The following is an 11828-nucleotide window of genomic DNA, read 5'->3' as shown; positions in this document are numbered from 1 at the left end:
CGTTCATCGGCCAAGCCGCGGCCGGACACAAGAGGCCAATCGGGAGAGGTAGGAACTCCATGAGCGAACGTCCGACCTCGGGCCGCGTGCTCATCTACAGCCATGACACGTTCGGCCTCGGCCATTTGCGCCGCTGCCGGGCCATCGCCCATGCGCTGGTGGAACGCTACAGCAACCTGTCCGTGCTGATCCTGTCCGGTTCGCCGATCGTCGGCAGCTTCGACTTCCGCACGCGGGTGGACTTCGTGCGCATCCCGGGCGTCATCAAGCTGCGCAACGGGGAATACACGGCGCTGAACCTGCATCTGGACGTCGACGAGATCCTGTCCATGCGGGCCTCGCTGATCCGCCACACGGCGGAGATCTACCAGCCCGACCTGTTCATCGTGGACAAGGAACCGCTCGGCCTGCGCGGCGAGGTGCGGGAAACGCTGGAGCTTCTGAAGGGCCGCGGCGTGCCGCTGGTGCTGGGGCTGCGCGATGTGATGGACGAGCCGGCCCTGCTCGCCCCGGAGTGGGAGCGCAAGAAGGTCCTGCCGGCGCTGGAAACCCTGTACGACGAGATCTGGGCCTACGGCCTGCCGCAGATCTGCGACCCGTTGGAGGGGATCGAGGTCCCGCAGTCGGTGCGCGACAAGATGGTCTATACCGGCTACCTGCACCGCACCGTGCCCCCGGCGGTCCCGCACGGTCCCGGCCTGCCCGACGAGCCCTACATCCTGGTCACCCCCGGCGGCGGCGGCGACGGCGAGGCGCTGATCGACTGGGTGCTGCGCGCCTACGAGAGCGATCCCGGCATCCCCTACCGCGCCGTGCTGGTGTTCGGTCCCTTCATGCAGCCGGACCTCCAGGCCGAGTTCCTGGCCCGGGCGGAAGCCCTGCCCAACGTCGAGGCCACCGCCTTCGAGGCGCGGATCGAGCGGCTGATGCAGGGCGCGGTCGGGGTGGTCGCCATGGGCGGCTACAACACCTTCTGCGAGATCCTGTCCTTCGACAAGAAGGCGCTGATCGTCCCGCGCGAGGTGCCGCGGCGCGAGCAGACCATCCGCGCCGCCCGCGCGCAGGAGCTGGGCCTGGTCTCCGTCCTGATGGACGACGGGGTGCGCGACGCCGCGGCGATGGCGGCGGCGCTGCGCCGGCTGCCCTGGCAGGCGCCGCCCTCCTCGGTGGTGGTGCCGGGGCTGCTCGGCGGGCTGGAGAGCGTCAACCGCCTGTCGGCCCGCTATTTGCCGGAACCGTCCTCCGGACCCAGCGCTTCGGAGCGCCAGCTGGCCGCCGGGGACGCCGCGTGACCGTTGCCGTCATCGTGAAGGGCTGGCCCCGCCTGTCGGAGACCTTCATCGCGCAGGAGATTTTGGGGCTGGAACGGCGGGGGTTGCGTCAACTGATCGTCAGCCTGCGTCAACCGACCGACAAGGCGGTGCACGAGCTGAACCGCCGCGTCACCGCCCCGGTGGCCTATCTGCCCGAATATCTGCACGACGCGCCCGGCCGCGTGCTGCGCGCGCTGGCCGCGGCGCGGCGGCGTCCCGGCTGGCCGGCGGCGCGGGCCGCTTGGCTGGCCGACCTGCGGCGCGACCCCAGCCGAAACCGCGCGCGGCGCTTCGGCCAAGCCTGCGTGCTGGCGGCGGAATTGCCGGCGGACGTCACCTGGCTGCACACCCATTTCCTGCACACCCCGGCCAGCGTCGCGCGCTACGCCGCGCTGCTGACCGGCCTGCCCTGGAGCTTCTCCGCCCACGCCAAGGACATCTGGACCTCACCGGACTGGGACCTGCGGGACAAGCTGGCCGAGGCGCGCTGGGGCGTCACCTGCACCGCGCTCGGCCTCGCCCGCCTGCGCGGACTGGCGCCGCAGCCGGAGCGGGTGGACCTGCTCTACCACGGCCTGGACTTCAGCCGTTTCCCCACCCCGCCGGACGCGCGTCCAGCGCGGGACGGCGGCGATCCCGCCGACCCGGTGCGGCTGCTGTCGGTCGGGCGGGCGGTGGAAAAGAAGGGCTTCGACCTGCTGCTCGACGCGCTGGCCCGCCTGCCCGCCGGGCTGCACTGGCGCTGGACCCACATCGGCGGTGGCGACCGGCTGTCCGCGTTGAAGGCGCAGGCTGCGATGCTGGGTCTGGAGGGACGGATCGACTGGCAGGGGGCGAAGGCCCAGGACGCGGTGATCGCCCAGTACCGCCGCGCCGACCTGTTCGTCCTGCCCTGCCGCACCGCGCGCGACGGCGACCGCGACGGGCTGCCCAACGTGCTGATGGAAGCGCAGAGCCAGGGGCTGGCCTGCCTGTCCACCCGCGCCGCCGCGGTGGCGGAGCTGATCGAGGATGGGGTCACCGGCACGCTGGTGGACCCTGAGGACCCTGCCGCGCTGGCCCGCGCGCTCGAGTCGCTGCTCCGTGACCCGGCCCGCCGCGCAGCGTTGGGGGCGGCGGGCGCCGCGCGGGTGCGGCGCGACTTCGGGAGCGACTCGGGCATCGACCGGCTGCACGATCGTTTCACAACCTCAAACAGACAGTCGTCCTTTATGCCGTTTGGGGGGTGCTGTGCATTGCACGGCGGCTGATGACGGGATAGAGTGCGGCTTTGCTCCACCTTTGCGACGTCATGTCGACTCTGTCCGCCTGTCCCGAACCGGAAATCCTTTCCTTTATCGACTTCGACGACGACAGCGATGCCGTGGCGACCAGCCACGAGCTGTCGCTGACGCGCAGCAAGCTGGGCGACATGCTCGACCTGCTTCCCGCCGGGCTGTTGATCCATCAGGAAATGGGCATCGTCTTCGCCAACCAGGAGGCGGCGCGCATCCTGGGCCAGAACGGCGACGCCCTGGTTGGGCGTCATTTCCTGGACTTCATCGAGGAGTCGGGCATCGACGACCAGCGGGACGCCTTCCTGCGCTGCCTGCGCGAGCGGGAACTGGTGCGGTGCCAGGACGGGGTGACGGTGTCCGCCGACGGTCAGCGCACCTGCGTCCAGGTCAGCATGTCGCCTCTGCCTTGGGACGGGTTGCCGGTCATCTATGTCCTGATCAACGACGTGACGGCGCTGAAGGAGTCGGAGGAGCGGCTGCGCCGGCTCTCGATCACCGACTCGCTGACCGGCGTGTCCAACCGCCGCCACTTCGTCGAAGCGGCGGAGCAGGAGCTGGCCCGCGCCCGCCGCCATGGCCGGCCAGTCACGCTGTTGATGCTCGACCTCGACCATTTCAAGAGCATCAACGACACCCATGGCCACGCGGTGGGGGACGAGGCGTTGCGGACCTTCACCGCCGCCTGCCGCGCCCTGCTGCGGGAGAACGACCTGTTGGGCCGCACCGGCGGCGAGGAATTCGCCATTCTGCTGCCGGAGACCGACATCGCCGGGGCCCGCATGGTGGCGGAGCGCATCCGTCGCCGCACGGCGGAACTCGCCGTTCCAGCAGGGGACGAGACGGTGCGCTTCACCGTGTCGATCGGCGTGGCCTGCTGCGCGGCCGGGACGCGCGACGTGGACGCCATGCTGTCCAGCGCGGACGAGGCGCTGTACCGTGCCAAGGCCGCCGGACGGAACCGGGTCGTCTGCGCGCGGGAACCGACCCCGTTCTGAGCGTTCTTTCCACCATGACACCGGGGCCGCGATGCGCATCGCCTTCTACGCCCCGCTGAAATCCCCGACTCACCCGGTGCCCTCGGGCGACCGGCGGATGGCCCGGCTGCTGATGGCCGCGCTGGAGAGGGCCGGGCACGCGGTGACCCTGGCCAGCACCCTGCGGAGCTGGGACGACGGGTGCCGTCCGGGACGGGCGGAGCGTCTGGCGGCGCTGGGGGAACGCTGCGCCGACCGCCTGACGGCGCGCTGGCGGGACGACCCGCCGGACCTTTGGTTCACCTACCACCTGTACCACAAGGCACCGGACTGGATCGGTCCGGCGGTCAGCCGCCGTTTCGGCATTCCCTATGTGGTGGCGGAGGCGTCCTTCGCGGCCAAGCGGGCCGCCGGTCCCTTCGCCGCCGGCCACCGCGCCGCGGAGGCGGCGATCCGGCAGGCCGCCGCCGTCGTCAACCTCGCCGGCCACGACGCCGACGGGGTTCTGCCGCTGCTCCAATCGCCGGACCGGCTGGTGCGGCTGCGCCCCTTCCTCGACACCCGCCCCTTCGCGGCCGCCGCCGCGGAGCGCGACCGGCACCGGGCGGCGCTGGCCGAGCGTTACGGCCTGAACCCGGACGTTCCGTGGCTGCTGGCCGTCGGCATGATGCGCGGCGGCGACAAGGAGCGTTCCTACGAGATTTTGGCGGAAGCCCTCTCTCCCTCCCCTGCGAAGCGGGGGAGGGTCGGGGTGGGGGCGAGCGGTTCGCATCTGCTGATCGCCGGCGATGGCCCCGCTCGCTCGCGGATCGAAGCAATGTTCGGGGGAGGCGCACTTGCCCCCACCCCAGCCCTCCCCCGCTTCGCAGGGGAGGGAGTCTTGATCCTTGGCCAGCAAAGCTCTTCCGATCTCACCGCGCTCTACGCCGCGGCCGACCTGATGGTCTGGCCGGCGGTGAACGAGGCTTACGGCATGGCCCTGCTGGAGGCCCAAGCCGCCGGGCTGCCGGTTGTGGCGGGGCGGACCGGGGGTGTGCCGGACGTGGTGCGCGACGGGATGACCGGGCTGTTGCCGCCGGTGGGCGACGTGGAGGCCTTCGCCGCCGCCGTCCGGGCGCTGCTCGGCGACCCTGGGAAACGTCGCCGCTTCGGCGAGGCGGCGCGCCGCATCGCCGCCGCGGAGCACGATCTGACCAACGCGGTGGAGGTTCTGGACGTCGCTGTCCGGCGTGCCGCGCGGAAAGGGAACCCATGACCGACCTCATCATCCTGCGCCACGGGCCGACCGCCTGGAACGCCGCGCACCGTCTCCAGGGCGGCATCGACGAGCCGCTGTCCGACGAGGGTCGCGCCCGAGTCGCGACCTGGAGGCTGCCGCCGGACGTGCTGGGCTACCGTTGGGTCGCCAGCCCGAAGCGGCGGGCCTGGGAGACGGCCCGGCTGCTCGGCCTCGACCCGGCGCCGGAACCGCGTCTGGTCGAAATGGGCTGGGGGGAATGGGAAGGCCGCCTGCTGGAGGAACTGCGGTCGAGCGGCGCCCTGACCGCGGATCGCGAGCGGATGGGCCTCGACTTTCGGGCGCCCGGCGGAGAGAGCCCGCGCGACGTGCAGACGCGGCTGATCCCCTGGCTGGCCGAGGTGGGCGCACGGAGCGAGCCGACCGGGGCGGTGGCCCACAACGGGGTGATGCGGGCGCTCTACGCGCTGGCCACCGGCTGGGACATGGTGGACAAGCCCGCCCACCGCCTGACCGACGGCTGCGCCCACCGTTTCCGGGTGGCGGCGGACGGGACGCCGTCGGTCGTGGCGATGAATGTGCCGCTGGTCGCGGAGAGTTAGCCGATCACACGTCTAAATCACACGGCGAGATCGACCATCACCGGAACATGGTCGGACGGCTTCGGCTCCCAGCCGCGGGCCTCGCGCAGGACGCGGTGGCCGGTCAGCGCATCCTTCAACGGCGGGGTGACCCAGATGTGGTCCAGCCGTCGGCCGCGGTCGGAGGCCGCCCAGTCCTTCGCCCGGTAGCTCCACCAGGTGTAGAGCTTTTCCGTGGGCGGAACGAAATGGCGCAGCGCGTCGACCCAGCCGATGGACGCCTGCATCGCCGTCAGCTTCGCCACCTCCACCGGGGTGTGGGAAACGATCTTCAGAAGCTCCTTGTGGCTCCAGACGTCGTTTTCCAGCGGCGCGATGTTCAGGTCGCCGACCATGACCATGCGGCGGTCCGGGCTGCGTCGGGTCGTCCACCACTCGGTCATTTCGTCCACGAACTGAAGCTTGTGGGCGAACTTGTCATTCTGTTCCGGGTCCGGAATGTCCCCGCCCGCCGGGATGTAGACGCTGTGCAGCTCGATCCCGCCGGGCAGTTCGGCGAAGACGTGGCGGCAGTCCTGCTTGCCGCACCAGTGCTGCACGTCGCGCGACGCGAAGGGCAGCTTCGACAGGATGGCGACGCCGTTGTAGCTCTTCATTCCGTGGATGTGGGCGTGGACGTAGCCCTTCTCGGCCAGCGGGGCCATCGGGAAGTCGGTGTCGACGACCTTGGTCTCCTGCAGGCAGATGACGTCCGGCTGGGTCTCGTCGATGAGGCGCAGCAGCAGGTCCATCCGCATGCGGACGGAGTTGATGTTCCAGGTGGCGATGCGCATCGTCCGGTTATCCGTAATCCCGATGTCAGGCGATGGTGACGGCGATGGAGCCGACGCCCTCGACCGCGCCCTCCAGCCGGTCGCCGGCGACCACCGGGCCGACGCCCTCCGGCGTGCCGGTGTAGATCAGGTCGCCCGGCTGAAGCTCGACCAGACCCGACAGGTAAGAGATCGTTTCGGAAACGGTCCAGATCAGGTCCGCCAGATCGCCCTTCTGGCGCAGCGCGCCGTTGACCGACAGAGTCACCGCCCCCTTGTCGGGATGGCCGATGTCGGCGGCGCGGCGCAGCGTGCCGCAGGGGGCGGACTGGTCGAAGCCCTTGCCCATGTCCCAGGGCTTGCCTTCCTTCTTCGCCGCGTTCTGCAGGTCGCGGCGGGTCATGTCCAGACCCACGCCATAGCCGTAGACATGGTCCAGCGCGCGCTCCACCGGGATGTCACGCCCGCCCGTGCCGATGGCCACGACCAGCTCGATCTCGTGGTGCAGGTTGGCGGTCCGGGGCGGGTAGGGGATGGCGGTGCCGTCGGCGACGATGGCGTCGGCGGGCTTCATGAAGAAGAACGGCGGCTCGCGGTCCGGATCGGCGCCCATCTCGCGCGCGTGGGCGGCGTAGTTGCGGCCGACGCAGTAGATGCGGCGGACCGGGAACGGATCGCCGCCGGCGACCGGAACGGTGGGCTGGGGCCACAGGGGAATGGCGTAGGCCATGGCGCGCCTTTCTTTCGGAGGGGTGCGGTTCGGGCAACCACCCTACCGGAAAGAGCAGCAGAAAAAAGCCCCAGCCGTTGGGCCGGGGCTTTGGCGCGAAGACGCCCGGTCTGGGGGGGACCGGGCGTCGGAAGCTCCGTTTTCGGAACCCGTCTGCGGCAGGGGAATGAACCGTTGGCGGGCAACCGCGCCGGCATGCCTGTTTCCGGGGGGGCCGGGGTCAGGAGCGCGATCACTTCTTAGGGCTAGAGGTGGAGCCGCTTCCGGGCGGAACCAATGCGTAACGGGAATGGGTGCTATGCATGCGAGGCGGATTGTGTGGTTCTTGCTGACAAAATCGGCACCTGCCTGCATTTTACACGACCAATAGACTAGTCAATAAACGACGGCTTTCACGTTGACCGACATCGACCGCCCCACCCCCTCGGACCGGCGCACCCGCCAGCGTCCGAGCAAGTCCGGAAAGATGGCCCTCGGCCCTCTGCCCGAGCTCGTTGGCTACAATCTGCGCAAGGCGCAGGTGGCCGTGTTCCAGAGCTTCCAGAACGCCGTGTCGCCCCACGACATGACGCCGGGACAGTTCGGCGTCCTGATCATGATCAAGGAGAACGAGGGCTTGTCGCAGTCCGACCTGGGCTCGGCGGTGGGCATCGACCGTTCGACCATGGTCGCGGTCATCGACCGGCTCGAGTCGCGCGGTCTGGTCATCCGGGCGCCCTCGCCCAACGACCGCCGCTCCTACGCGCTCCGCCTGTCCCCGGAAGGGGAGAAACTGCTGGACGAGCTGATTCCGCGCATCCAGGCCCATGACAAGGCCATGGTGAAGGATCTCTCGGCCGAGGAGCAGGCGCAGCTCATCGACTTCCTGCGCCGCATCTCGCGGGCCGGCTGACGCTGTTGGGGTAAGGGCGGCGTGCCCAATTCCTGGGCACGCGGCATTCACCGATTGTTGACCTATTCTATTGTCCTGAAACCGTATTTTCAGGAAAGGCGCCGCCGCGCCCGGTCGGCGGCGGCGCTTCCGAAGGCGCGCAGGATCGCCGCCGACAGTGGGTTCTCCCAGAACCGCCATTCCGGGTGCCACTGCACGGCCAGCGCGAAGGCCGGCGCCCCCGCCACCCGCACCGCTTCGACCAGCCCGTCCTCGGCCATCGCCTCCACGATCAGCCCGTCGGCCAGCCGGTCGATGCCCTGCCCGTGCAGGGAATTGACGGTCACCGCCGCGGCACCGCCGGCCAGCCTTTCCAACACGCCGCCGGGGGTCAGCCGCACGCTGTGCGACGGCCCGTACTGCACGGCCAGCGGCGCCTCCTTGTCCTCGCGGTGGTTGGCGTATCCCGGCACCTCGTGCACCCGCTGGTGCAGCGTGCCGCCCAGCGCCACGTTCAACTCCTGAAAGCCGCGGCAGATGCCCAGCAGCGGCACGCCCATCTCCAGCGCGGCGCGGATCAGCGGCAGGGTGGTGTCGTCGCGCTCCGGGTCGTGCAGGGTGCCCGGCTCGCTGGGCGACCCGCCGTAGCGGTGCGGCTCGACGTTCGACGGGCTTCCGGTGACCAGAAGTCCGTCGAGCCGTCCGGCCACCTCGTCCATGTCCAGCGCCGTCCCCAGCGCCGGGATCAGCAGCGGCATGCCGCCGGCCCCGTCCGACACCGCGCGCACATACTTGTCGCCGACGACGTGGAAGGGATGCTCCCCCATCATGCGGGCGCAGGCGGGAACGCCGATCAGCGGCTTGCGGTTCATGACAATGAACTCCAGACAGGATTCCGGACCGCTCCGGACGGCGGCGGCCGGGCGATTATGCGCCGCCGCCGCGCGCCGCGCCAGAGGGCCGCCGCCAAGCACAAAGGGGATGCGGGGACAGAATTGTGTTGATTCGCATGCGAATTTGTCCCATATGCCCCCCTCCTCCGCGCCATTTGCGCGGAACATCTGCTGATGGGGGAGAACGATGGCGAAGACCGCTTCTCTCTTCCAATTGGGGATGGACTTGGGAAGCGATCCAAGGAAAGCCCAAACGGAAGGTCAAATCTCCAACCGGACCAACGTGACTTCTGGTCCCTGGAGGGAATCTCAAGACGACCGCAAGGACCATTTCATCGTCCGCGATGGCAAGGTCTGCGCCGGCACCCACCTGATCGTCGATCTGTGGGGTGCCGAACGCCTGGACGAGCTGGACCATGTCCGTTCCACGCTGATCGAGTCCGTGGAGGTGGCGGGGGCGACGCTCCTGCACATCCACCTGCATCATTTCACGCCGAACGGCGGCATCTCCGGCGTGGCGGTGCTCGCCGAGTCGCACATCAGCATCCACACCTGGCCGGAACGCGGCTACGCCGCGCTGGACATCTTCATGTGCGGCGACGCGCAGCCCATGAAGGCCATCCCGGTGCTGGAACGCGCCTTCAAGCCCACCGGCGTGAAGTGCGACGAGCTGCTGCGCGGCGAAACCGGGTCATGAGCGACTCCGGCTCCGGCTGGTACAACGAGACGTTGCATAGGGACGTGGCCCAACGCCTGCGCATGGGCCGCGTCCTGCACCGCGACCGCACCGGCCTCCAGGACCTGGTGATCTTCGAGAACCCGGTGCTGGGCCGCGTGATGGCGCTCGACGGCGTCGTCCAGACCACCGAAGGCGACGAGTTCGTCTATCACGAGATGCTGACCCATGTGCCGATCCTGGCGCATGGGCGCGTCCGCCGCGTCCTGATCGTCGGCGGCGGCGACGGCGGCATGCTGCGCCGCTGCCTGGAGCACAAGGCGGTGGAGCGGGTGACGATGGTGGAGATCGACCGCTCGGTGGTCGACCTGTCCATCGCCCATCTGCCGTCGATCAGCGCCGGCGCCTTCGACGACCCGCGCACGGATTTGGTGATCGCCGACGGCTGCGCCTTCGTCAAGGAGACCACGGAGCGGTTCGACGTCATCATCGTCGATTCCACCGACCCCCACGGGCCGGGCGCCGTCCTCTTCACCGAGGCGTTCTACGCCGACTGCAAGGCGCGGCTGACCCCCGGCGGCGTGCTGGTCACCCAAAACGGCGTGCCGTTCCTCCAGCCGGACGAGTTGAAGGACAGCCACCGGCGGCTGGGCCGACTGTTCGCGGACGCGAGCTTCTTCGTGGCGCCGGTGCCCAGCTACTACGGCGGCTTCATGGCCTTCGGCTGGGCCACCGACGACACGGCGCTGCGCCGCCAGACGGCGGAGGCGATCCGCCCGCGCTTCGAGGCGGCGGGGCTGACCACCCGCTACTACACGCCCGACATCCACGTCGCCAGCTTCGCCCTGCCGGCCTTCATGCTGGACGCGCTGAAGTAGAGTTCATGGTGGCTGGAACCCCGGCGGCTTGGCCGCCGCCGGGCAGGCGTTGGCGGGCAGGGCTTCCGAATCCACGAACTGGGCGGCCACGGCGACGGCGCAGTCGTCCGACGCGGTGACCAGATGCCCGGCGCTGCGAAAGACCAGATGCCGGCTTTTCGGCAGGGTCGTCGCGGCGCGCTCCGCCCACTCCGGCGGGGTCAGCGGGTCGTAGGCGCCGGACAGCAGAAGCACCGGCACCGCGCTGGCCACCGGCAGCCGCTCCGACGCCTCCTGGGCGGCGGCGGGCCATTGGGCGCAGACGCGCCGGCCGGGATCGTCGGCGGTGACCGCGCCGTAGGGGGCGAAGCGGCGGGCGGCGTCGGCCAGCCGCAGCGGGTCGGCGGGATTCACCGTCTCCCGGCATTCGATGGAAAAGGCCATGCCCTCCGCCGAGTCGGGGTCGCCCAGCCAGGGGGCGGGCACCCAGTCGGACAGGCGGTCGTAGCGCCCGCGCCACGCCCGTTCGATCAGGGCGGGCAGGCGGGGCACGCTCTCGCCCTCGGCCATCGCCTCCAGCAGGGCCGACAGGGCGGCGGCGCTGTCCAAGCGCGCCCAGCGCGGAATCTCCGGATCGCCCACCGGCACGTCCACCGGGGCCTTGCCCAACCGCTCCACCAGCTCCAGCAGATGGCGCTCCAGGTCCGGATAGGCGGCGCGGCACACGCGGCTGGCCGCGCAATCGTCGAACAGCCGCTTGAACGCCCGGTGCGCCAGCCAGGGCGCCTCCTCCGTCGCGTTCACGTCGGGCGGGTAGATGGAATCGAGCACCGCCGCGCGCACCCGCCCGCCGTGGCGCCGCAGGATCTCCAGCGCCACCCGCGTGCCGTAGGACACGGCGAACAGGTTGACCCGCGGCGCGCCCAGCGCCGCGGCGACGTCCATGGCGTCGTCGGCGGCGATGGGGGTGGTGAACATGGCGCCGTCCAGCCCGTTGGCGGTGAAGCGGTCGCGGCAGGCGGCGATGGCCGTCCGCTCCAGCGCGGCGCGGCGGTCCCGCGACACCGGGCGCAGGCGGGGCGAGGCGCCCAGCACGTCCAGCTCCGGGCAGTCGGTGTCCGGCTCGGCCCGCCCGGCGCCGCGCGGGTCGAACAGCACGACGTGGCGCGACCGGCGGAACCCGACGGTCAGCGACCACCACACCTCCATCCGCTCCTCCACCGCCTCGCCGCTGCCGAAGGGGGAGGCGCCGGGGCCGCCCTCCAGGAACAGGACGGGGTCGGGGGACGGCTGCTTGGCGGTGGAGAGCAGGACGACGACCGGCAGACGGAAGGCCTGCGCCGCCGGCCGGTCGCGCCGGTCGGGCACGCCGACGGTCCCGCACAGCGCGGCCTCGCCCTCCGGCACGGAGAACCAGCAGGGGCCGGGCACGAAGCGGGGGTCGGCCTTGGCCGGCGCCGGGGCCAGCGCGGGCGCCAGCGTCACCGCCAGCAGGGCGGCGGCCAAAGTCCTCAACCGCCGATGATGGGCGCGTCTCGTCACGCGGGTCGATCGTCCTCAGCAGCGAAAGGGCGGGCGGGGATCGGCCGGGCGATGGCCAATCCAGC

At 70.7% G+C, this 11828-nt stretch carries 12 protein-coding genes; 8 read left to right on the top strand and 4 right to left on the bottom strand.

Annotated elements, in window-relative coordinates; all coding sequences use genetic code 11:
* The first annotated feature begins 59 nt into the window (after positions 1-59).
* Genes AMK58_RS00210 through AMK58_RS00190 form a run of 5 tightly spaced genes read left to right on the top strand, consistent with a single transcriptional unit; the run spans position 60 to position 5403 of the window.
* Positions 60-1292: a glycosyltransferase family protein gene (locus AMK58_RS00210; RefSeq protein ID WP_059398459.1), complete on the top strand. Its 1233-nt coding sequence runs from the start codon at positions 60-62 to the stop codon at positions 1290-1292.
* The gene (locus AMK58_RS00205) at positions 1289-2563 is read left to right on the top strand and encodes a glycosyltransferase (protein WP_059398458.1); all 1275 of its coding nucleotides are present in this window, start codon (positions 1289-1291) and stop codon (positions 2561-2563) included. The genes AMK58_RS00210 and AMK58_RS00205 overlap by 4 nt, the downstream gene beginning before the upstream one ends.
* A 41-nt stretch (positions 2564-2604) precedes the next feature.
* Positions 2605-3585 (top strand): sensor domain-containing diguanylate cyclase, encoded by a 981-nt coding sequence (locus AMK58_RS00200; RefSeq protein ID WP_051140034.1) that lies wholly within the window; start codon positions 2605-2607, stop codon positions 3583-3585.
* Between the two features lie 31 nt (positions 3586-3616).
* The gene (locus AMK58_RS00195) at positions 3617-4819 is read left to right on the top strand and encodes a glycosyltransferase family 4 protein (RefSeq protein WP_059398457.1); all 1203 of its coding nucleotides are present in this window, start codon (positions 3617-3619) and stop codon (positions 4817-4819) included.
* Positions 4816-5403: a histidine phosphatase family protein gene (locus AMK58_RS00190; protein WP_035670488.1), complete on the top strand. Its 588-nt coding sequence runs from the start codon at positions 4816-4818 to the stop codon at positions 5401-5403. The genes AMK58_RS00195 and AMK58_RS00190 overlap by 4 nt, the downstream gene beginning before the upstream one ends.
* 17 nt (positions 5404-5420) lie before the next feature.
* Here the strand turns inward: AMK58_RS00190 and xth are convergent, their stop codons facing one another.
* Positions 5421-6215 carry an exodeoxyribonuclease III gene (xth, locus tag AMK58_RS00185; protein ID WP_035670492.1) on the bottom strand — a complete coding sequence of 265 codons (795 nt, stop codon included), beginning with the start codon at positions 6213-6215 and terminating at the stop codon, positions 5421-5423.
* Between the two features lie 25 nt (positions 6216-6240).
* Complete coding sequence (locus tag AMK58_RS00180; protein WP_035670495.1) at positions 6241-6924, bottom strand: fumarylacetoacetate hydrolase family protein; 684 nt, start codon at positions 6922-6924, stop codon at positions 6241-6243.
* A 397-nt stretch (positions 6925-7321) separates the two neighbouring features.
* On the opposite strand from AMK58_RS00180, the gene AMK58_RS00175 reads away from it, so the two are divergent.
* On the top strand, positions 7322-7816 hold the full coding sequence (locus AMK58_RS00175; protein WP_051140036.1) for a MarR family winged helix-turn-helix transcriptional regulator: 495 nt from the start codon (positions 7322-7324) through the stop codon (positions 7814-7816).
* 89 nt (positions 7817-7905) lie between these two features.
* Here the strand turns inward: AMK58_RS00175 and AMK58_RS00170 are convergent, their stop codons facing one another.
* A complete protein-coding gene (locus tag AMK58_RS00170; protein ID WP_035670498.1) occupies positions 7906-8667 on the bottom strand; it encodes a gamma-glutamyl-gamma-aminobutyrate hydrolase family protein in 762 nt (253 codons plus the stop codon).
* A 304-nt stretch (positions 8668-8971) separates the two neighbouring features.
* Between AMK58_RS00170 and speD the strand changes: the two genes are divergently transcribed.
* Positions 8972-9385 carry an adenosylmethionine decarboxylase gene (gene speD, locus AMK58_RS00165; protein ID WP_236778146.1) on the top strand — a complete coding sequence of 138 codons (414 nt, stop codon included), beginning with the start codon at positions 8972-8974 and terminating at the stop codon, positions 9383-9385.
* On the top strand, positions 9382-10242 hold the full coding sequence (gene speE, locus AMK58_RS00160) for a polyamine aminopropyltransferase (protein ID WP_035670502.1): 861 nt from the start codon (positions 9382-9384) through the stop codon (positions 10240-10242). Before speD ends, speE begins: the two co-directional genes overlap by 4 nt.
* Positions 10243-10245: 3 nt before the next feature.
* On the opposite strand, the gene AMK58_RS00155 is transcribed toward speE, so the two are convergent.
* On the bottom strand, positions 10246-11763 hold the full coding sequence (locus AMK58_RS00155) for an alpha/beta hydrolase (RefSeq protein WP_236778145.1): 1518 nt from the start codon (positions 11761-11763) through the stop codon (positions 10246-10248).
* Positions 11764-11828: the final 65 nt, after the last annotated feature.

This window comes from Azospirillum brasilense (assembly GCF_001315015.1).
Lineage (GTDB): Bacteria > Pseudomonadota > Alphaproteobacteria > Azospirillales > Azospirillaceae > Azospirillum > Azospirillum brasilense.
The sequence above is the reverse complement of the archived record's forward strand: the minus strand, read 5'-3'. Positions and strand labels throughout refer to the sequence as shown.

Bases quoted from the DNA above. Each gene is read 5' to 3' on its own strand.
- AMK58_RS00210 (WP_059398459.1), top strand. From the start codon at position 60: ATGAGCGAACGTCCGACCTCGGGCCGCGTGCTCATCTACAGCCATGAC.
- AMK58_RS00200 (WP_051140034.1), top strand. From the start codon at position 2,605: ATGTCGACTCTGTCCGCCTGTCCCGAACCGGAAATCCTTTCCTTTATC.
- AMK58_RS00195 (WP_059398457.1), top strand. From the start codon at position 3,617: ATGCGCATCGCCTTCTACGCCCCGCTGAAATCCCCGACTCACCCGGTG.
- AMK58_RS00190 (WP_035670488.1), top strand. From the start codon at position 4,816: ATGACCGACCTCATCATCCTGCGCCACGGGCCGACCGCCTGGAACGCC.
- xth (WP_035670492.1), bottom strand. From the start codon at position 6,215: ATGCGCATCGCCACCTGGAACATCAACTCCGTCCGCATGCGGATGGAC.
- AMK58_RS00180 (WP_035670495.1), bottom strand. From the start codon at position 6,924: ATGGCCTACGCCATTCCCCTGTGGCCCCAGCCCACCGTTCCGGTCGCC.
- AMK58_RS00170 (WP_035670498.1), bottom strand. From the start codon at position 8,667: ATGAACCGCAAGCCGCTGATCGGCGTTCCCGCCTGCGCCCGCATGATG.
- speE (WP_035670502.1), top strand. From the start codon at position 9,382: ATGAGCGACTCCGGCTCCGGCTGGTACAACGAGACGTTGCATAGGGAC.